We start from the raw sequence: 20,962 nt of genomic DNA, 5'->3' as shown, positions 1-20,962 counted from the left end.
TTACCAGCGCTTCCCCCGCAGTTCCAGCCACTGTGAATCAGCCGGCTGCGGAGAAGAACACAGCAGGGAAGCCGGACTCGCCATCCCAGGGTGGCAGCACCAATCCGCTGAAGAAATGAACCAGCCTCAACGTGGCACGCCCTGCCCTTGAAACAGCAGCCAGCCACACCTGTCAGCCACCACGCCCGATCGCGTCCCATTGCCACTCTCAACTAACAGCATGGCTGAGTTCCAGGCCCTGCTGCCGCCCTATGGACAAGTCCGCGCGTAGAACGCACGGACTTGCCCACAGGTTGCCACCGAAAAGGTGGCACTGTCCGAGGCTGCTCACCCAAACTCGCAGCTCACAGCCCAACTCTCGGCAGGTGCCGACGCGGCACCTTCAGTCCGCAGGAAAACGCGGAGGTATAGAAAACTCGAAAGTCGCCAAAGTCGTCAGGCTTCGACCTGCGCATGAAGCGAATCGCGCTGGACTATTTCAGTGAACCCGAACCAGTCACTCCGATTCGCTCACCTGTCGGGGCCGAAATGCGTACAATCGAAAGTGCGGGAAATAACCCGCCCGGGGCTGGTACCTCCGGAACCTGTCATACACATCGCAAGGGGAAACGACATGTCGCAGCAGTTGCAAGAAGCGGTGGACTTCGACGCCTACGTTGATGAACTCGACCCGGCTATCGAAACGGCCATTAAGGACTTCGACCCAGCCAACCCCGCCCCTAGCTGCTCAAGCTGCAACCTCGAACTCACCCCCGCCGAGCGCAAGAAGGGCGACCAGTGCGAGAACTGCGCCGACCGGGCCGCTACCCCCTCACCCGCCGAACCCCACCCGCTCACCCCGACCCCGGTCGAGGACACCGAGCGCGCAGTGACGGGAGAAAAGCGCGTCGTCGAGCTGGCCGCCGCTGACCTCCCCCAGCGCCCCCAGCCCATCATCGCCGTCCCCGGCGTCACCGTCGCCCAGGACCCGAGCGACCCCGACGCCCCCGCTGAGGTGGTCGTACCCGCCCCCGTGGCCGTCATCCCGCCCGCCGCGCCGGTGGAGACCCGCACCGCCGAACCCGCCCCCACCCAGGCCGCCCCCACGCATAGCCCGCTCTCTACCGCCACCATCACCACCAGCGCGGCCGAACTCGCCGCCTTCCGCAAGGTCATCCGCTCCCGCAGCCTGACCGACCGCGACATTGACGCCGCGATCAAGGCCGCCCGCGCAGCCTGGAGCCAAGACAAGAACATCAACTCTGGGCTGTGCGCAGCCGGGTGGATCCTGTCCGAGGACTACCGGAACAACCCCGAAGTCCGCGCCTACATGGACCCCGCGATTCACCAGGCGCTCACCGCCGCACGCGACGCCAGGTGCGACACCCCCCTTCCGCAGCCTCGCACCACCGCAACCCCCGCCAACGCCCACCCCGCCATCCTTCGCGCGGTCCGTGAACAGATCCCCAACCTCGCGGCCAGCGACTCCACTATCACCATGGCCCTTCGCCAGGCTTACGCCAAGCGCCAGAGCGACGGCACCTACGGCCTTGCAGCCATCACCGCCTTCGGCGAGATCGTCTCCGAGGACTACAAGCGAAACCCCGCCCGCCGCAAGGACAAGAACCCCGCCATCCAGCGCGCGATCCGCGCCGCAGTGGAAGCCAAGAACCACCTCAGCCAGCAGGCCACCAGCAACGCCGCCTGACACGCCCGAGGCCCGCCCCCACCCAAGGGGCGGGCCTCCCTCCCCACCACAGACCAACCAACCGGAGGTAGCGCGTGTACCCGACCCTTGCCGCCATCGTCGCCATTCGCGCGTGTCATCGCGTCAGCCTGGCCCACGCACACGAGATCCTCTGCGCCGCATCGCCACTGTGCCGCAAGCGCATCACCTTCGCAGCTATCCGAGAAACCTGCCGCGTCCTTAACCGCTCCTACGACGCCCTGACCCCACTGGACAGGGCCGCCCTGCACACGAAAGCCCTGTCAATCCTCACTCTCGCCCAGCACCTGGACGGTCCCCAGTTCCCTACCTGCCCAAAGCACCTCGAACTCATCGCGAACTACTCAGGCTCCTACTCAGTGCTCAGGGTTCACCGCCACAGCAGCGGCTACGAACAACTCACCGTCCGAGACGACACCGGACGCCCCATCGCGACCGCCCCTGTCCAGGCAGACAACCACATCAACGACACCATTCGCACCCTCACCGTTGACCGCTTCAGACTGCCCACCACACGCGAGTGGTTCAGCGCCACTCGCGATGAACGCGTGAACCTCACCGTCCGCGCCCTCTACGAGGGTTACACCCCGGACCCCTGCTACCGCTGCGACACCCTGACCTACATCACCCACGACGGAGACCCGAACCCCTACGTGCGGTGCGAACACATCTGGCACAACGCGCCCAGGCTCAACCCCGACCACGTCAACCGCTCCGGTGGGCACGTCACCGTGGCCGAGGTGCCACGGGAAGAACTACAAGATCCCTGGCTGCCCGAGGACGCCGGAGCCACCATCTGGTTTGCCGTGGCCTACAACCGCCTGAACATGCCGATCGGCGCAGCCCAAAGCCCAAGCCGCGCCGAAGCCCTGCGGCAACTCCGCGCCTACACCCCGCCCCCGTTCTAACCCACCGCTGACCCAGCCCACCCCGGGCCGGGTCAGCGTCGCGGAGCGTGGTTTGACGGGCATCGAGCCCGCCAAACCACAGCGAGGGCGGCCGCCCTCGCGCTCCGGCCCCCGGGCGAGCACGCTCGCCGGGAAGCGGAGGCGCAGCCCCTCGCAAGCTCGGGGCTGCGCCACTGTCTCATTGGTCCTGGCCGCTTCGCGGCCAGGACATCAAAAGCGGAACCGCTGGCGCGGTGCTGCCCCTCGCGGCCTTGACCAGATCACCACTGCGGCCGCGTCTCCAGCTCCGCATCCTGCCCGCCAGCACCGCCGTCCGGCTCCGCCACGTCATCCGCTGCCACGGCCGTCCCGTCCGGATGTTGCGACGCGGGCGCTGGCACCTCTGCCGCGCCGGATGAACCCGGCTCAGCGTGGTCCCGTTGCGCAAGCTTCATCCACTTGCCCAACTCCCGGGCATCACCGCCGGTGCGCCGCGCGATCGCCTCCAGCGACCCCTCCAGTTCCAGCGCATCCAGAACCGCGCGCCCTGCTGTCAGCTCGGCCTCTCTGCGCCGCTGCTGAATCCCGGCGCTCACCTCGGCCAGCCATGTGTCCACTTTGGTCTTACCGGCTCCGTAACGCTCTCGCAGCTCCGCGATCCGCCGCTTCAGCTCCGCCTCCAGGTCACTCCGCCGCTGCTGCGCCCGATCGCGAGCGGCCTTCAGCCGCTCCTCTGTCTCGCCCTGGACCCTGCCGACCAGCGCTGCGGAATCCTTCACCTGTACCAGCGCTTCCGCCCTCTGTTGAAAGGACGCTCGATGTTCCTCAGCCAGCTCCGCCGCCAGCTCTCGTGCCGACCGCTTGCGGGTGCGCATTCCCAGCCCTCCCAGGCTTCCCAGCCACACCCACCCGCATCCCAGTGTAAGCACGACCTGCGCTGCACTCGCCTTTACCGCAGCGCGCCAGCCGCCGGCCTCGAGTTCCAGCCGCGCAGTGGCCGCCCGTCACCAGGTCGCCGCCAGCACATCACCGCCGGCCGCGACCTTCGGCCAGGCAGCTACTCACCTTCGCCACGCCTATCTCAGCCAGGGTCGATCCCGGTGGCGAAACACCAAGGCCAGTACTATGGTATCCCTCAACGGGATACGGATGTGGGCCCTCAACGACGCGACTAAGCGTCGACCGACCCGGGATCGGACAAGCTGGCCCACGTAACAGTCATCGGTCAAAGCCCAGCGCAATGGGACTACCGCCTGGGCCTCGGTCACCCCTGCCAGCCAGACAGTGACGACGCCCAACACGCCTACCGCGTGGACTCCCGCGAACGACCGCTTGTATGGCTGGGCAAAGGATTAGCCACTGTCGGCATCCGCGCCGGATCCGAGCTCACCACCTCCCACCGCACCGCAGCACGCCGCCTCCGCGTCGGCCGGCACCCGCTCACCGGCGAACAACTGGTGCGCCCCAAGCTCGCTGTACCCCACGATGCGAAAGTCCGTGCCCGACCCCTTCTGCAGCACATCCACGCCGTAGCTGCAGAAGGCGCCGCCGACGTCGAGGACGTCCTCGACCACGACAAGCTACTGATCTCCTGGTACGAGACGGCAACCCGCGAAGTCAACCGCCGCGGCGACCGCGCCTACCTGGCAGCCGACCGCGCCGGTCGACTGGCCGACGCCGCACAACTCGACGTCGAAGAAGTCTGGGGCAGCGGCGTCTTCACCGCCGCGGCGGCCAACCTCTTCGAGACCGTCGAGACCCTCGACGACGACGGAACCGTTGTCACCACCCGAGTGAAGCGCCGGATCGCCGTCGGCAACGCCGGCTACGACATCACCTTCACCATCAGCAAAAGTGCCAGCCTCCTGCTCGCCTTCGCCCGCCAGCCCATGGCACAACAGCTCGAAGACATCTACGCCCACGCCATCGACCGCGCCATGGCCTGGCTGGAATCCACCACCTGCTACGTCCTGCGCGGCAAACACGGAGCAGGCAAAAGCGCCAAAGCCATACCCGCAGAAGGGTTCCTGGGATGGAAGATGACGCACCGGGCAGCCCGCCCCGTCGCAGGCGCCCTCTACGGAGACCCGCACTGGCACGTCCACGTCGTCATCGCCAACCTCGCCCTCGGCGAGGACGGACAGTGGAGCACCATCGCCTCGGGTGGCCGCGACCTCATCCGACATGCCGCCGCCGCCGGCGCCATCGCACAGGCCCTCATCCGGTACGAAACCAACAAGCGTTTCGGCATCCGCTGGGAACGATCCCAACGAACCGGAGCCTGGGAAATCACCGGCATCCCGCAGCACACCATCGACCGCTTCTCCCGCCGCCAAGACGAGATCCACGCCGCCCTCACCGCCATGGGCATCGACCCGCCCCAAGCCACCCAAGCTCAACGACGCAAAGCCGAAACCCAGACCCGGCGCTCCAAGGACGCCACTGCCCAAGCAGACGACGAGCTACTCCGCCACGTCTGGCAGAGCATCGAACGCGACGCCGGACACAACCCCCTCCTGCACATCGCACGAACCCTGCACCACCGCGACGAAGCCCCGCCCCCACTCAGCATCGACGAAATCACCCAGCAGCTGCTCGACCCCGACACCGGACTGACCGGACACAGCAGGCGATTCTCCCGAGTCGACGCCCTAGCCCGCGTCGCCGACGCAGTCCGCGAAGGATTCGCCTCTCCACTCGAAATCGAGCGACTCACCGACACAATCCTCGCCAAAGCTGGCTTCATCCAGCTACCCCGACGGAGCGCGACCGACGGCGAAGACCACCAAGGCGGCACCGCCGGACTCGCCGCCGCCCACATGGCCAACGCCGAGGCCTACTCCACCGAAGATGTCCTGGAAGCTGAAAAGGTCATCCTCCGCGCAGCCAAGCACAACCCCGACGACGCACTCCCACACCTGGCCATCCCACCCGACACCATCGAGCTCACACTCGACACCGCAGAAGTCGCCCGCGGTCACCCTCTCGCAGACGAACAAGCCGCCGCGCTACGCCACATCGCCAGCCGCGGACGCGCACTCGACACCATCCAAGGCGGACCAGGTACCGGCAAAACCACCACCATGGATGTCCTACGCGCCATCTACACCGCCGCCGGCTTCACCGTCGCCGGCGCGGCAACCGCCGCCGTCGCAGCCGCCAACCTCGAAGTCGAATCCGGCGTCCACTCCCGCACCGTCGCTCAGTGGCGCTACCGAATCTTCGGCCCTGCCAACGAATCCACTGCCGATCTCCGCGGCTTGACAGGCATCGACGTCCTCATCGTCGACGAGGCCAACCTCTCCGACGACCGCGACCGCTCCGTCCTCTACCAAGAAGCCCGCCGAACAGGAACCAAAATCATCGAGGTCGGCGACCGCAACCAGCTCCGAGGCGTCGGCTGCGGAAGCCTGTTCGGCCACGTCCACGAAATCGTCAACGGCGCGACCCTCCGCAACAACCGCCGGCAGAAACTCGAAGACGAACGAGCCGCCATCAAGGCCTGGCGCCACGGAGACTACGTCGACGCCCTCAACCTCTGGCGCGACAACGAACGACTCATCATCAAAGAATCCGGCGACGAAGCCTACGCCGCCATGCTCTCCACCTGGCTCGAACAACGCACGCACACACCCGACGCGCACACCGAGCTCCGTGGCCTCATCCTCCTCGCCGCCACCAACGAGACCGTCGACAGACTCAACGCCGCCGCCCAAGCACTACGCCTGCACCACGACGAGCTCGGGGACAGCCGCACCTACAACCTCGGCGCCGGCCGAGAACTCACCATCCACCTCGGCGATCACGTCATGATGCGCGCCAACGACAGAACCGAGTACCACACCACCGGCGACCCCGTCCTCAACGGCTACCGCGGCGTCGTCACCGGCCTCGGAGACCGCGGCAGCATCCGCGTCGAATGGGAACAAGACACCACCGAAGGCCGCCGCACCATGACCGCCGACCTCCACCCCGACTACATCGAAAACGGCGGCCTCAGCCTCGCCTACTGCATGACCATCCACAAAGCAGAAGGCCTGACCGTCAACAACACCTGGACACTGCCCGCCGGATTCGACCGCGGCGGCACCGTCCTGTTCTACGCCCACGGTGCCGACACAGCAGGCTTCCACGTCGCCACCTCACGCCACAGCAACACCGTCTTCATCTTCGCCGCCCGCCAAGACTACGAAACCGACGACCACACCCACCTCTACGGAACCCCCGCCGGCCGAGACCTCCAAGACCGCGTCATCGCCCAGATCGCCGACCGCGCCCGCCAAACCGCCACCCACGGCGACGACCGGCCCATCGTCGTCGACCTACAAGACCCCGAATTCGTCGACGAGGACGGCAACCTCATCGGCAGCCACCTCAACCGAACCCGAGACGAACCCGAGCGCGTCCAACAACGCCAAGAACAACAACAACGCACAGAACAGCAGCACCACCTCGCCCGCCGCCACCGCGAAGTCGTCGAACTCCTCCAAGACCTCTGGCCCGACCACTACCCGCTCATCGAACGCATGAGCACCGAGAGCAAGTTCAACCGCGTCATCGAGCACCTCGACGAAGCCACCTACGCCGGCTTCGACCAACGCGCCGTCCTCGAACACGTCCCCATCGAAACCCTCGCCACAGACCAGTTCGCCGACAAAAACGGCTTCCTGATCTTCTGCATCGGCGACGCCGTACGCAAGATCCGCCAAACCGAAGACAAAGCGGAACGTGAAGCAGAACAACAACAAGAGCAAGACCAGGCCGCCGACATCCTGCGTGAGGCATGGGAAGCAGCCCCCGAACTCGCCGATCGCGTCATCAACAGCGACCGCTTCGACGCCCTCGTCCACATGATGAAGCGCCAGCACAGCCACGGCCGCGACGTCCACGACCTCCTCAGCCGTCTCAACCTCAGCCAGATCGCCAAACCCCAGATCCGAGACCCCGCGACCTTCACCGCCTACGCCCTACGCAAACTGGCCGAACGAGACCAAGCACGCCACGACGCCGAAGCACGTGCCGCCGAACAACAAGCCGAACACCAACGACGACTCGACCTAGCCCGAGACGCCCTCGACGACATCTGGGGAACCCACCCCGCGGTCCACGCTGTCGTCACCAGCCCCACCTTCTCCGTGCTCGCTCAGCGCATCCATCTCGCGCTCAACGACTACAACATCGACCCGGACGACGTCCGCAACGCCATCGTCAAAATCAACCCCGACAACGTCGCCACCGCCCGCCGGCCCGGGGCCTACCTTGTTTTTTCCTTCACGCGGAACCTGCCCCAACTCGACCAGCACTACCACCACGCCCCGGCCCCGGACAACGCACCACAGCAGGAACCCGAGGCGACCCAGCCCCTCGCCGAGCCCACGCCCACCGAACCGGCAAGTCCGGAACCACCAACACCAACGCCACCAGCGCCAGCGCCACAACCAGCGCAGGAGCCCGGCGAACAACCCGAGCCCGAATCTCAGTCCACTGTCGGCCAGGACCACACAGCACAACGGCCAACCCGGCAACCGCCCTCCGGCGCCGCTTGGCAACAGCGTCCCTACGGTCACCTCACCCACGAGGAACTGGACAACCGCATCGCCGTCACCGAGCGCGCCCTGCAACACCTGGAGACACAACGCCGGCTCGCCGAGGACCAGGCCGCTCATCTCCTCGACCAGGCCGACAACGAGACCGGCCCCAAGCTCACCTCACTCATCGACGAACTCGACACCTGGAGCGAACGCGCCGCACTCGCCGAACGCGGCCTCGAGCTCTACGCCGGCTACCAGCGCCACCGCCAAACCGCCGAAGCCGCGCAACAGCGGTTCACCACAGCTCTCTACGACCGCGCCGCAGGCAACCTCTCCCGCGATGCAAACGCCCGCATCGAACACACCATCGCCGAGGCCGAACGAGTCCGACGAGAATCCCTCCACAGCGCCGAACAACTCGCTGAAGAAGCCTCCGAGATCACCCGCCTCATCGGCCCACCGGACAACTACCAACGGATCATCATCCGACACCGCGCCCTGCAGAAGGACTTCGAGGATCACGCACGCGCCAAGGCAGTAGCCGAAGACCACGCCACCGCCCAAACCGCGAAACAGCATCACGAACTCGTCTTCCAGCGCGTCGTACACGAATCGATCAACCTGGTGGAGTTGCGCGAAGAGAAACAACTACGCGACGACCAACCCGATCCCGTGCGTCACGCCGAAGAGCTCACCCGCCGCGGCGCCGCCCGCGACCACATCACCGTCCACCAACCCCAGCTACCGCCACCCATCGCCGACCACCAGGCGACTCCCACACCACACCCGGTCGTCGACATCGACCCCGAGCCGCCACCTCAGCCCATCCCAGCACCCGAGCCCTAACTCCGACTGGAGGACCTCATCAAGATCCGTGCCGCTCTGGGCTGTGAGGTCGGCGACTTGCTCCAGGCTGAACCGGTCGCCTCCGTCAAGGCCGAGGGCTCCGTTCACGCTGTCAGCGGCGGCCAGGAAGGAGCGCCGGTGGCCTAACGCCGAGGTGCTGGGTAGCTATCCGCTCAGGCTTTGTCCAGGCTGTCTCAGCCGCCAGCCACTGGACGGCGGCCAGGGCCGGGTCGTGTGCGCTGACGCGACGATACAGCCCGATCGAAGGTGGCCTGCCGTTTCACCGCGGCCACCTTCGCCCGACAGCTCGTGGTCAAGTCGGACTGGGTCACCGGGCTATTCGTGTTCGGAATGTTGGTAATGCTGGCCCGGTAGGCTCCGTGGTTGGAGCCGATCCGTGAGCGCGGGTTCCGAGCGGCGCTGGTCGCCCGGGACGGGATGACGGCGGCGGACGTGCCTTGGTCGGTGGTGGACGTGTTGTTCCTCGGCCACACCAGGGGGTGGAAGCTCGGCAACCAGGCCGCGCGGCTCGCTACCGACGCGCTGGACCGCGGCCAGTCTGTCCACATGGGACGGGTCAACTCGGGGCATCGTTGGCGTTACGTCGCAGGGATCGGGTGCGCGTCGGTCCACGGGACGTTCCTCGCAGTCGAGCCGGATGCGAACGTGCGCGACGAGGGCCGAGCTCCTCAGGTCATACGGTCGTCTGATGCGACTGGCGCTTGTCGTCCGACCAGTACACGAGGGCCTGGATACCGTCCTTCAGCGCGTGGTGATCGAACCCTTCATGACCCAGGGATAGGTTCCGGCGCTGCGCTGGGCTGGGCATGAGCACAGTTCGGAAACCGAACTGATCCGCAAGGTCGTTGAGCACGCGGGTGGCGACCGCGACGAAGGGGGCAAGGCTGTCACAGAGTGCTCCTGCCCGATCGGCGGAACTGATCCGCTCAATATCGTGCTCGTCCAGCAGGCTCGCACAGACTACGGCCGACCTCACAAGTTGGATCGCGTGCTCAAGAACGAGCGGCGCCCGGTCACGGACCGGCTTCACAAGGTCAACGATGACGTCACCGAACTCGAAAAGTTGACGTGCCGCGTCGGCTGGCGAACCGCTCCACATGGCCGTTGGCCAGGTGGGACGGTTGAACAGCTCGACAGTCATCCTCCAGGCAACATCGTGCTCGACCTCGCGGTCGACGATCTCGTCCGTCATGCCGCCATATCGTGGCAGAACGCCGTGCACCCCGCGCGACGTGCCACAGACACGCCGCTTGGCTGGCACGGTGCTATGTGGTAGGGGTGCTGCGACCGAGTCGTCACCTAGCGCTACACTCTGGATATGAACGGAGCCTTCCTGCTCCTTATGAGGCCGTGCTGAAGCGACAGCGACAGCACGGCTACCCCTCTTATACGAGGGGTTTTTTCATGTTCGCGGCTGATGTCAGTCGCGAACCGGCGACGTAACCGAGGTGGCAACAACCATGGTGGGTGAAGGGTCAGAAGGCATGACCGGAGCGGTCCCGGGCGTCAGTACGGACGAAGACTTCGACCCCCGTGCCATCGACGAGCGCTGGCAGCGCGTGTGGCGTGACGAGCGGTCCTGGGAGGTATCCAACACCGCCCCTGCGGACAAGACCGCATACGTGCTGGAGATGCTGCCGTACACCAGCGGCGAGCCGCACGTTGGCCACCTCAAGAACTACGCCGTCGGCGACGCCGTGGCTCATTTCATGCGTCGCCAGGGCTACTACGTGCTTCACCCGATGGGGTATGACGCCTTCGGTCTGCCCGCCGAGAATCACGCCATCCGGACTGGGAAGCACCCGCGCACCTCGACGGACGAGTCGATCGCGTCGTTCCGGGAGCAGTTCAAGCAGTGGGGCATCTCGATCGACTGGACCCGCGAAATCAGTACGCACTCTCCCGAGTACTACCGCTGGACTCAGTGGATCTTCCTCCAGTTGTTTAAGGCCGGACTGGCGTATCGCAAGCAGGCGGCCGTCAACTGGTGCCCCAAGGACGCGACGGTCCTGGCGAACGAACAGGTCGTGAACGGGCGCTGTGAACGCTGCGGCAGCCTGGTCGAGCAACGGCAGTTGGAGCAGTGGTTCTTCCGCATCACTCAGTACGCGGAGAGGCTGCTGAACGACCTGGACGGGTTGGACTGGCCCACGCACGTCAAGCTGATGCAGCAGAACTGGATCGGCCGCTCGGAGGGCTCTACGATCCGGTTCCCCGCTGGTGGGACCGACATCGAGGTCTTCACGACCCGGCCAGACACGGTGTTCGGCGCGACGTACCTGGTACTGGCTCCTGAGCATCCTCTTGTCGACAAAATCGTCCCAAACGCCTGGCCGTCCGGAGTCGACAGCCAGTGGACGGCGGGCGCGGCGACACCAGCCGAGGCGGTGGCCGCGTACCGCACGGCGACCGGTCTCAAGTCCGAGCTGGACCGCCAGGAGAGCAAGGACAAGACCGGGGTGTTCACGGGCGGATACGCCACCAACCCGGTCAACGGCGAGCAGATTCCCGTGTTCATCGCCGACTATGTGCTGATGGGCTACGGTACCGGCGCGATCATGGCCGTGCCCGGCCAGGACCAGCGGGACTGGGACTTCGCCGCCGCCTTTGGCCTGCCGATCATCCGGACAGTCGAGACGAGCGAGGGCTTCGACGGCGAGGCTTACACCGCCGAGGGCCCAGCGATCAACTCGGGCTTCCTGAACGGGATGGGCGTTGCCGAGGCGAAGAAGACGATCATCGCGTGGCTGGAGCAGCAAGACCACGGCAAAGCCACTGTGCAGTACAAGCTGCGCGACTGGTTGCTGTCTCGGCAGCGGTACTGGGGCTGCCCGATCCCGGTCGTCTACTGCGACTCGTGCGGCCTGGTGCCGGTGCCCGAGAACCAGCTGCCCGTGCGGCTTCCGGACATCGAGGACTACACCCCGAAGGGCAAGTCTCCACTGGCTGCTGCCGCGGATTGGGTAGCTACGCGCTGCCCGCACTGCGACGGACCTGCCCGGCGCGAGACCGACACGATGGATACCTTCGTGGACTCGTCCTGGTACTACCTGCGCTACTGCGATCCGAAAAACGAGCAGGCGCCGTTGGGCATAGACGCGGCACAGCGCTGGATGCCGATCAACCAGTACATCGGCGGCATCGAGCACGCGATCTTGCATCTACTGTATTCGCGATTCCTGTGCAAGGCGCTGGCCGACCTCGGACACCTGCCGGTTCAGGAGCCCTTCGGTGCCCTGTTCACGCAGGGAATGATCACCAGGAACGGTGCCAAGATGTCGAAGTCCAAGGGGAATGTGGTGTCCCCTCGGACGATCATCGAGAAGTACGGTGCCGACACGGCGAGGTGCTACGTCCTGTTCATGGGGCCGCCGGATGCCGGCGCTGACTGGTCGGACACGGGCGTCGAGGGCGTGTACCGCTTCCTGCGGCGGTTGTTGCGGTTCACGACTCAGGTGGCGACCTCCGAGCTGGCCACCATCGGCGGCGCGGCTGATCCTGAGCTTGACCTCGCGCTGCGCCGGAAGGTCGCGTGGGCGGTTAAGAAGGTCACCGATGACATGTCGGGCCGGTTCGCTTTCAACACAGCCATCGCGGCGTTGATGGAGCTGACCAACGAATGCAGCAAGGCCCTGCAGGAGGGCATCGACCGTGACACGGTGAAGTTCGCCCTAAGCACCGCCGCCTCGCTGTTGCTCCCGTTCGCGCCGCATATGGCCAGCGAGTGCTACTACATGCTTACGGGCGAGCACGTCTGGAAGCAGCCATGGCCGGAGCCCGACGAGGCGCTGTTGCGCACCGAGACGGTCCAGCTGGCCTGTCAGGTCAACGGCAAGGTGCGGGGCCGTATCAGCGTTCCCCAGGACGCGTCCGAGGACGCTATCCGAGAGGCCGCGCTTCAACTGGAAGAGGTTGAGCAGGCGGTCGGCGACCGGTCGGTCAAGCGCGTGGTTGTCGTGCCGGGCCGGCTGGTGAACATCGTCGTGGGATGAGTTGTGGGCGTGGTGGCCTGCCAAGGGGCCGCAGGCCACCACGCGAACGCTCGCTACTCGACCATGGTCAGCAGCGAGCGCATGAGGATCGCACCGAAGTCCCGCGCGTCTGCTGGGTTGATCGGCTGGCCCCGGTCGACCGCGTTCGGGTACTCGATCGTCGTTGCCAGCCGCGTCAAGGGCAGGCTTCGTAGCCATGCGGCGCAGCACCGCTGCCCCGAGGACGAAGACGAGTTCCACTCATACTCGAACAACAGTAAACGCGAGCCGCCTCGCGCGCGGCCATCGGCGGCGTTCAACAGGTTCAGCAGTTCCGCGGCTGTCTCGGCGTCGCCAGGATCGGCTGAGGCCACGACGTAGGGCCGCTCCTCGATAGGCCCACGAAGACCAGGCGTGTGCAGATCGAGCGCGTACACAGCGCGTCGCTCGTTCGCCAACATCGAGCGGAGCGCTGAGACGGCCTGATACCGGCTCGTCGGCCCGTAGTCGCGGTTATGGTCCCACGGCGTTCGGGCCTTGCCTTGGTCCCCATCGTGGACACCGTCCACGTCCATCATGGGCAGCGCGATCAGCTCGGAGGTACGGGCTGTCGCGTCTCCGTCGCGCCGCAGGGCGACGAACTCTTCGATCGCCCCTTCCAGAACGAAGGACGCCATGGCTTCGCAGGCGTGGTGACGGCCGGTCAGCAGGATCACGCGGCGCGACTCCGGCGCACGGACCTTCACCACGGGGACCCCTCGACCGCCTTCGCTGGTCGTCAAGTCTCCCCACCACAGCGCGCTGCCGAGCCGCCGTCGAAAGCCAGCCATCTCGTGCGCGCCATAGGGAATCGTGGCGCTGGCGTAGACGGTGGTACCCGCAGCGATCTGGAGATCGAAGGCGGTGTCCGGTCCAGCGATGGGCCACAGCCAGTGATACTCGTCGGCTGTTCGCGCCGCCGGTCCGAACTGACCGAGTAGCAGCGGTCTTGCCAGGCGCACCCGCAGTTCGGTGTCCTGGGCGGCCGTCGCTCGAACGTGCCAGTACCACCGGTCACCCGTCGAATCGCGAAGCTCACGATCCAGCAGGACTTCGTCGTCGCGGATCACGACGAGGCCGTTGCCGGTGGGGAACGAGGTCTCCAGGAACAGCGCGGCCCGGGTCTTATCCATCGGCGTGAACGGCGACAAAGATCAGGTGTCCCTTGCCCTGCCGTGCTGGCGGATCCTTGCGGAAGCTCCCGAACTCTTCTACGACCTCCAACCCGGCGCACTGCAACAGGTTGCGAAGCTCCGGGGCGGTCAGGGCCATCTGGTCGAAGAAGTTGTCGTACATCGAGACTTGGTCGTCTCGCTGCCGGACGATGAGGGTCTCCTCGTGTCGCCAGTTGGCCTCGTGCGCGTTGACCATGTGGCGAATGAGACGGGTGATGAGGACCCCGTCGTGCTTATGGTGCGCGATGATGTACGGCTGGTAGCTGTCCACGAAGTTGAGCATGTGGCCGATGTCCACGACAAACCGGCCGCCAGGTCGTAGCCAGGTACGGACCTTGGCAAGCAGTGGTCCGACCTCATCCCGCCGTAGGTAGTTGAGTGTCACGAAGACGGTGTAGATGAGGTCGAACTTCTCGCTGGTCTCGAAGTCGACCGCTCGCCCGTGAACGTATTCGATCTCACCGCCCGCGTTCTTGGCGTAGTCGATGAAGCTGCGACTCTGGTCCACGCCGATGCAGGTGTGTCCGAGCTGGTGTAGGGCACGGAGGTTGGTACCCGTTCCGCAGCCGAGGTCCAGAACCCGGCCGCCGTTGGGCAGGTAGGAGGCGAAAAAGTCGGTCTCGGCCGCCAGGTTGCGGAAGTCTCGCCGGATGATCTCGTAGTACTCACCTGGGAACTCGAAGCTCTCGGTCACTAATTCCTCCATGCACGAGCGTCCGGACGCCCGAGAGGCGTCCGGACGCTGCGGTCATCGAACGGATGGGTCACATGAACTCGTGGCTCGAACGAAGGAGGCGATAGTCAAGGCTGTGAACACGCCGCCCAGCACCGATCTGGCGGAGCTGCCGCAGGTTCGGGCTGTTATCCCAGATGTGTTCGATCGAGTTGCTCAGCGCGTTGTATCCGCCCGCGTAGTCGGAACCCTTGAGCTTGCCCGCGGTGTAGGACGATCCCGTGGGGTTCAGGCGCAGCCGGCTGAACGGCCATTCGGTGACGTAGGGGAGCATGTCGACCAGTTCGGCCAGGTCCTCGAACGGCTTGTCTTGCTGTGCACGGTGTAGGTAGTGAGCGTGTGACGGTGCGTACTCGCCTGCTCGGATGCCGTCCAGGTAGGAATTGAGGCTCCGGGCGATCTCGTCACTGTCCAGAACAAGGTGCTCCAGGTTGACGCCTCGTCCGACTGGTGACAGGAAGCCGATGTCGAACCACTGCGCACCCAGTTCGGCCGAGAGCTGCCCCATCTGGCGGAGGGTCGTGTAGTTGTTCTTGTGGAGCGTGGCCCCGACCGACACGTCGACGCCCTCGAACGCCAGGGCGCTGACTCGCTGCTTGAACACGTCAAACGCGCCGCGTCCGCGTATCCAGTCGTGCGTTGCTGCATCGGCACCGTCGAGGCTGGTCCCGATGTGCCACAGGTGGCGTAGCCCCTTGATACGGCTCAAGTTGGCGGCGTTGAGCGCCACCGTGTCGCTACGGACGTAGACGCTGAGCCCGGCGTCGTCGGCGGCATCGACGATGTCGAACGAGTCATCCCGGAAGAGCGGATCTCCGCCCGTAAGCTGGACGATGAGGACACCCGCGTCGGCGAGCTTCCTGAAGACCGTCGCCCATTGCTCCGCCGTCAGTTCGTTCGGCATGCGGGCCTCGGGCGATGACTCATATGCGCAGTGACGGCAGGCACGGAAGCACCCGTAGGTGACCTCGACCTCGACGATGATCGGGCTCTGTAGGTAGTCGAAGCTAAGATCGCGTGCCGGGAAGTGCTCGATGGTCTTGGCGCTGGCATTCGGGGCGAGCAGGCCGTTGCTCACCAATGCGGTGAGAGTGGCCTCGCTTGCCCCGCCACGAGCGGTGTCCGCCACAAGTTCGCGTCCGATGCGCCCGCCCTGCGTCGCAGCCCGAAGCATTCGGTACGCGGCCAAGTCGACCATGTAGTGTCGGTGCTGGTCGCAGTCGTACAGGATGCCACCGAAGAACTCTTCACGAAGCTTCGCGTTGAACGGAACGCTGAGCGGTACGTCTTGCGGGACCGGCATACCTCGCAACGGAGGAGATGCCAGGGGCAGTTCCGGAGCGCATGCACAGTCGAGCATCGCATGCAGGTCGCGGCCACGATAGAAAGGGCTTGAGTAGTCGAAGTTCTCCCGGAGGATTTGCTGCTGAAGTGGCGGCAGATTTTGAATCGCGGTGGACATGTTCACTCCTATCTCCCTGGTCAGATAAGCGAGTGCGCGCAGCAGTCAGAGACAAAGAATTAGCGCCCCCTTCGCATTGATCAGGGCTTGCGTGGAGCACAAGCTCATCTACGCACGGTAGCGAAGCGAACGCGAGGCGTGAAGGCGTCCGGTTGAGTGAGCGGTGGATGTGGCAGATCCGCACCTGTCGGGGGCGTCTGCGCGAGCTGCCACTGCTCGGGTCGGACGTGGCTGGTGGTCGCCCGTCAGTGAGTTCTTTCCAACCTGGCGGTGTGGGCTGCGGCCGTGGTGGAGACTGGCGAAGCTCCTGGTAGATGACTTCTCGACCAAGAGCAAGGCAATCACCAAGAGCTTCGCGTGCTTGTCTGCCCACCCGCGATCGACCTGTCCAGTTCGCACCTCCGGTTCCTCGCCCGGAAGTTGAGCTCGCATCGATGGCGGATCGGCAGCAGGCGGCGGAATCTCGACCCCGGCCGCCAAGCCTTGCTTGTCCTGGTCCACCTGCGCTGTGGTGACACCTACACCCGCCTTGCCGCCGGGTTCCGCGTCGGCCTGGCTACCGTCTGTCGTTACATCCACGAGGCGGTCCAACTCCTGGCGGGCCTCGCCCCGGACCTGGCCGGCGCGACACGGATAGCCACGCGCAAGGTCTACGTCATCCTCGACGGCATCCTGTTACCGATCGACCGGATCGCTGCCGACCGCCGTACTGTTCGGGAAGGCGCAGCTTCTGGATTCACGCACGTTCGACGGCGAAACCGAAGTCGAGGCTGGACACGCGCCAAGTCGCATCTTGATCGGCCTGGTCGTCGCGCATCCTCTGCTCGAAGTCTTCTAGCTGCTTGTCCACGGCCTCGCGCCAGCGCTGATCATGTTGGTTTTCTTGGCACAGCAATCCGTTGTCTCCGAGGGTCTTCGGCAGTCGGGTCCGGAAAGCCACAACGTAACGAGTCCGAAACTCAACCGCGGTGAACGGTGCCGCACGCTCGTCGAGATGTGCGTAGTACCAGGACCACACCATCACTGCGAGTTCCTGCGCCAGCTGCTCATGCTGTGGCCAGCATGGAGGGATCAGCTCGGAGACGCGCACCGCGCACGTCCGGTTCCACGACGCCGCGAAGGCATGCGACAGACGTGCTTGAGCAGTCGACTCCTGTTCGTCCAGCGCAGCCAGATTCCACGGCCGACGCACCGGCCGACGCATCTTCTCATCCGGCGCCGGCTCGGCATAGTACAGCTCCAGCAGGGGACCTACATCCGCTGGATCAAACGCATCCAGCCACATCTACGACACGTCCCTCCGGTCGAACCCTGCCCGCTTGGCGGCCTCGCTGTGTCCGGCCCGATCTGTTGTGGTGAGGCCTCGTGCTTGCCGAACTGCTCGACTGACCGCTGCTGACTCCTTGCGCAGTTTCCTGCTCAGCCAGAAGCGTTGATGCGTCGACCGCAAGCGGGCCAGCAACAGTGGCAGCCCCGCCACGGCCACGATCGCCTCACCATCACCGAGCGCCTGCTGGTCGGAGATCGGCAGAGTCTCCTCGCGCGTGACGGTCTCCGAGCTGTGACCGGTGATGTGATGCGAACGTGTTGGCGTCACCACCGTGCTCGGACCCGCCCGTTGAGTCAGCTCTTGCGCAACGGCCATGTCCAAACCACCCACCACAGTGCAGCGCACTGACCCCCTCAGCGCTTGTGCCGCACGGCCATACAAGGAGTCTTCGTGCACCTGTGACTGAACCGCGTGGATCGTGGAGATGTTGTACTTGCGCAACGTCGTGACGATGTACGGCAAATTGGGAACCGGCACGCCCTCGTAGAGTTCATCGAAGACACCGATCATCGTCTCCGGCAACCGATGAGGCTCGGGCTGAGCCAAGGCAACCCGCTGCGCCCCAATGAACACCTCAGCCACGAACAGCCCCACGAGCGGACCGACGCGCTGCAGACGTTCGGGCGAGGCCAAGATGTACAACGTGCCGCCACGCCGGATGAAGTCCTCAATGTCGAAGTGACGGTCATGCTGGGACCCACTGATCCGGGCTGCATCCTCGGTTCCCAGGGACCGCACAGCCAGACTCACATAGCGGCGCACGCCGCTGGTAGTGCCGGCCGCCGCCATAGAGTCCAAGTGGGTCCGCAGCGCCTGCAAGGCCGCCGGATCCGCATCCGGATGACGCTCCAACACCGTCCGCGGCTGCGGGTGATCAATGCGGCCTACCCACTTCAGCACATGCTCGATCTCCAGGCCGCCGAGCCGCGCGGCGTGAAACCACGCAGCCAGCACCTCCAAAGCGGACTGACGGAAGAAACCATCGTTGCCCACTCCTCTCTCCTCGCCAGGCCCTGCTTCAATCCCGTGCACCAGCGCGGTGGCGTATCGGGTCGCAACATCCAGCGACTCACAGCCCACGAGCACGTTCCACGTGACCTGAGGCCACCCAGCGCCCTGCCGTGCTTCCGGGTCCGTGCAATCGAGCACCGCCACAGGGAACTCCCGCGGCCTGCACCACAAACGCAGAACTAGGCTCAGCCACCGCCAGCGCAGCTCACGTCGACGGAATCGCCGGGCTATCACGGTGCGGGTGAAAATCGCCGGCTCGATCGAGCCGACGATCGCCGGGCCGGGAAGGCTGCGGATCGTCGGCACCAGAACGGCTTCGGTCTTTCCCCAGCCCGAGCGAGCGATGATCCGCACCCTCCACTCAAACGGAATCCACATGCGAGGCTGCCACCCAGGCCGCATCGGACGCCCGAGCGACCACCCGAACGCGTTGGCCGGCAACCAGAATCGCTGCCACCGCGTCGTGTAGGGAAGTGTCCACTTGCCTGTCCGGCGGCTGGCGCGTACGCCCAGCACAGCACGAATCTGCCGCCTGCCCGCTAGGTTCTGCCACCGTGCAGGCTCCCGGAACACTCGGTGCATCGGCAGCAGCGCGTAGCGCAACCACAGAGCCCAGAGCACAGCGGCCACACCGAGCGTCCCGGCGCCTGCACCGGCGAAGTCAACAACAATGGGAAGCTGGACCGCGGACTCGCCAGGCTTACCGTCACCTGGCCGGGGCAGACCCAGTAGGCCGTGACCACCGCCGTCCTTAACCAAGGGCCGCAGCTCAACAGTCAGCGAGTGCCACCGCCCACTGTCCACCCAGGACAGTACCCCAGTCGCCAGCCAGATTGCGGCGACCAGTCCCATGATCGCGGCCAGTCCCAGCATGACGCGCTGCAGCTGCTCCCGCCGTGTCACCAAGCGGGTACGACCAACACGAAAAGGCATGTCTCCTCCACACGAGCACGGAATGACATGTGGCGGTGACAAGAGTCCTTATGGCGGCCCACCTTTCAGCGAGCGACATCGGTCCAACTGTGCACGGCTTGGGACCTCATGAGTTCCTCCCGGACAGGACTCACCTTGACCACCGAGCCGGAGTGAGGTGCTTCCACCATCATGAGCTGCTTGTTGATGCGGCCGAGGAAGATCGCCACGTGCGTCACCTTCGCGCGGGTCCAGAACAACAGTGCTCCGGGCTGGGCTGCGTTCCAGTCCACTTTGGATCTCCCGGTGACGAATTGAGTCCCGGAGTGTCGGGCGATGTGGATCCCGGCCTGTGCCCAGGCATACTGGGTCAGCCCTGAGCAGTCGAACCCGGTCTTCTCATAGTCACGGTGTCGATCGCCTTGCCCGTTGTCTCGGATTCCTTTCCCCGGCCCGTTCGTTCCACCCCCGCCCCAGGCATACGGTGTGCCGAGGTAGCTCAGGGCCGCGGCAATCGCCGTGGCGGCCTGTGCTGTGGGTGCCGTCACTTCTCCGGTCACTCCAGCTTCCGGCGGTAGCACGACGGTCAGCCCGCGAGTCAGGACCTTGATAGGGCCTGAGCCTCCTCCGACCTTGCAGCGTGGCTGGCCAGGGCGTGGCTCGGTCGGTGCGCCGTCATAGAGCTGGTGGGCCATGGCAGTTGCCCAGCGTTCATACCTCGCGTACCAGTGGGCGCCGGCGCCTGACCGCTGTACCTCTTGTGCCGCAGCGGCAAAGCTCACATTCGCCGGGTCCGCGTAGCCCGGGACTCTCTTGAGCAGCATGTCGTAGAAGGCCCATGAGGCTGCGGCCGGATCGAGCCGGTCGATGTGTTGGTAGTACTCGCCCTGCTGCTGAAACAGCCCGGCGCTTCGGCCTTTCACCGAGGATGGATTCAGTGAGGACTCCTGCAGCGCAACAGCCAGGCCGAGTGCGATGCCGCGCATGGCGATTCCCATGCCCTTGCCCACCGACACCACAACCCTGGCCGCTGCCATCTGGCTCGCGTTGAGCCGCAACTCCCTCGGCGAGTGCGGAGGTTCCTCGCCGCCAGGGCCTTCCGTGACGCAACCACCGGGTGGAGGGGTCGCCGGTGGGCCACTTCCGCCCGACCCGCCAACGCTGACAACAACCACGAGGACCAGTCCAAGAAGTCCGCCCGCGGCGGCGAAGACCAACCTCATGACGGTTCACCCGCCCATCGACCGGATGTCCACGCGCCACCTGCCGTGTGAGCGCACCACGATCCGAGTGTCGGAGACGTCTTCGACGTAGGCGCTTCCATCGCCAGCGCGAACAA

The 20,962-nt window shown here is 65.5% G+C and carries 12 protein-coding genes and 1 pseudogene; 5 read left to right on the top strand and 8 right to left on the bottom strand.

Translation table 11 applies throughout. The features are described from left to right. The first annotated feature begins 613 nt into the window (after positions 1-613). The gene (locus tag M8C13_RS07465) at positions 614-1,687 is read left to right on the top strand and encodes a hypothetical protein (RefSeq protein ID WP_252479742.1); all 1,074 of its coding nucleotides are present in this window, start codon (positions 614-616) and stop codon (positions 1,685-1,687) included. A 74-nt stretch (positions 1,688-1,761) separates the two neighbouring features. Next, positions 1,762-2,613: a carboxypeptidase-like regulatory domain-containing protein gene (locus tag M8C13_RS07460; RefSeq protein ID WP_252479741.1), complete on the top strand. Its 852-nt coding sequence runs from the start codon at positions 1,762-1,764 to the stop codon at positions 2,611-2,613. Positions 2,614-2,873: 260 nt separating this feature from the next. Here the strand turns inward: M8C13_RS07460 and M8C13_RS07455 are convergent, their stop codons facing one another. Further along, positions 2,874-3,467, bottom strand: coding sequence for a hypothetical protein (locus M8C13_RS07455; protein WP_252479740.1), 594 nt, complete (start codon positions 3,465-3,467; stop codon positions 2,874-2,876). 327 nt (positions 3,468-3,794) lie between these two features. On the opposite strand from M8C13_RS07455, the gene mobF reads away from it, so the two are divergent. Then, entirely contained in the window at positions 3,795-8,969 is a 5,175-nt protein-coding gene (gene mobF, locus M8C13_RS07450; protein ID WP_308202773.1) for a MobF family relaxase, read from the top strand. A gap of 694 nt (positions 8,970-9,663) precedes the next feature. On the opposite strand, the gene M8C13_RS07445 is transcribed toward mobF, so the two are convergent. Then, the gene (locus tag M8C13_RS07445) at positions 9,664-10,182 is read right to left on the bottom strand and encodes a hypothetical protein (protein WP_252479738.1); all 519 of its coding nucleotides are present in this window, start codon (positions 10,180-10,182) and stop codon (positions 9,664-9,666) included. A gap of 292 nt (positions 10,183-10,474) precedes the next feature. Between M8C13_RS07445 and leuS the strand changes: the two genes are divergently transcribed. Next, on the top strand, positions 10,475-12,982 hold the full coding sequence (leuS, locus tag M8C13_RS07440; RefSeq protein WP_252479737.1) for a leucine--tRNA ligase: 2,508 nt from the start codon (positions 10,475-10,477) through the stop codon (positions 12,980-12,982). Positions 12,983-13,035: 53 nt separating this feature from the next. Here leuS and M8C13_RS07435 read toward each other — a convergent pair whose 3' ends face one another. From M8C13_RS07435 to M8C13_RS07425, 3 genes are all read right to left on the bottom strand, one after another. Beyond that, complete coding sequence (locus M8C13_RS07435) at positions 13,036-14,133, bottom strand: M14 family zinc carboxypeptidase (protein WP_252479736.1); 1,098 nt, start codon at positions 14,131-14,133, stop codon at positions 13,036-13,038. Continuing rightward, positions 14,126-14,869 carry a class I SAM-dependent methyltransferase gene (locus tag M8C13_RS07430; protein ID WP_252479735.1) on the bottom strand — a complete coding sequence of 248 codons (744 nt, stop codon included), beginning with the start codon at positions 14,867-14,869 and terminating at the stop codon, positions 14,126-14,128. The genes M8C13_RS07435 and M8C13_RS07430 overlap by 8 nt, the downstream gene beginning before the upstream one ends. Before the next feature lie 70 nt (positions 14,870-14,939). Beyond that, entirely contained in the window at positions 14,940-16,370 is a 1,431-nt protein-coding gene (locus M8C13_RS07425; RefSeq protein ID WP_252479734.1) for a radical SAM protein, read from the bottom strand. 357 nt (positions 16,371-16,727) lie between these two features. On the opposite strand from M8C13_RS07425, the pseudogene M8C13_RS07420 reads away from it, so the two are divergent. Continuing rightward, a pseudogene (locus M8C13_RS07420) lies at positions 16,728-17,075 on the top strand (transposase family protein); the annotation flags it as partial. Between the two features lie 31 nt (positions 17,076-17,106). Here M8C13_RS07420 and M8C13_RS07415 read toward each other — a convergent pair. From M8C13_RS07415 to M8C13_RS07405, 3 genes are all read right to left on the bottom strand, one after another. Beyond that, complete coding sequence (locus M8C13_RS07415) at positions 17,107-17,655, bottom strand: hypothetical protein (RefSeq protein WP_252479733.1); 549 nt, start codon at positions 17,653-17,655, stop codon at positions 17,107-17,109. Then, on the bottom strand, positions 17,656-19,065 hold the full coding sequence (locus tag M8C13_RS07410) for a type IV secretory system conjugative DNA transfer family protein (protein WP_252479732.1): 1,410 nt from the start codon (positions 19,063-19,065) through the stop codon (positions 17,656-17,658). A 644-nt stretch (positions 19,066-19,709) separates the two neighbouring features. After that, positions 19,710-20,681, bottom strand: coding sequence for a C40 family peptidase (locus tag M8C13_RS07405; protein ID WP_252479731.1), 972 nt, complete (start codon positions 20,679-20,681; stop codon positions 19,710-19,712). Between the last annotated feature and the right edge of the window lie 281 nt (positions 20,682-20,962).

The organism is Crossiella sp. SN42 (genome assembly GCF_023897065.1).
Taxonomy (GTDB): domain Bacteria; phylum Actinomycetota; class Actinomycetes; order Mycobacteriales; family Pseudonocardiaceae; genus Crossiella.
Note: the sequence above shows the minus strand (reverse complement) of the source record. Positions and strands in the feature narration are given on the sequence as shown.

Excerpts from the sequence above, each read along its gene's own strand:
- leuS (WP_252479737.1), top strand. The coding sequence starts at position 10,475 with ATGACCGGAGCGGTCCCGGGCGTCAGTACGGACGAAGACTTCGACCCC.
- M8C13_RS07465 (WP_252479742.1), top strand. The coding sequence starts at position 614 with ATGTCGCAGCAGTTGCAAGAAGCGGTGGACTTCGACGCCTACGTTGAT.
- M8C13_RS07425 (WP_252479734.1), bottom strand. The coding sequence starts at position 16,370 with ATGTCCACCGCGATTCAAAATCTGCCGCCACTTCAGCAGCAAATCCTC.
- M8C13_RS07435 (WP_252479736.1), bottom strand. The coding sequence starts at position 14,133 with ATGGATAAGACCCGGGCCGCGCTGTTCCTGGAGACCTCGTTCCCCACC.
- M8C13_RS07415 (WP_252479733.1), bottom strand. The coding sequence starts at position 17,655 with ATGTGGCTGGATGCGTTTGATCCAGCGGATGTAGGTCCCCTGCTGGAG.
- M8C13_RS07445 (WP_252479738.1), bottom strand. The coding sequence starts at position 10,182 with ATGACGGACGAGATCGTCGACCGCGAGGTCGAGCACGATGTTGCCTGG.
- M8C13_RS07455 (WP_252479740.1), bottom strand. The coding sequence starts at position 3,467 with ATGCGCACCCGCAAGCGGTCGGCACGAGAGCTGGCGGCGGAGCTGGCT.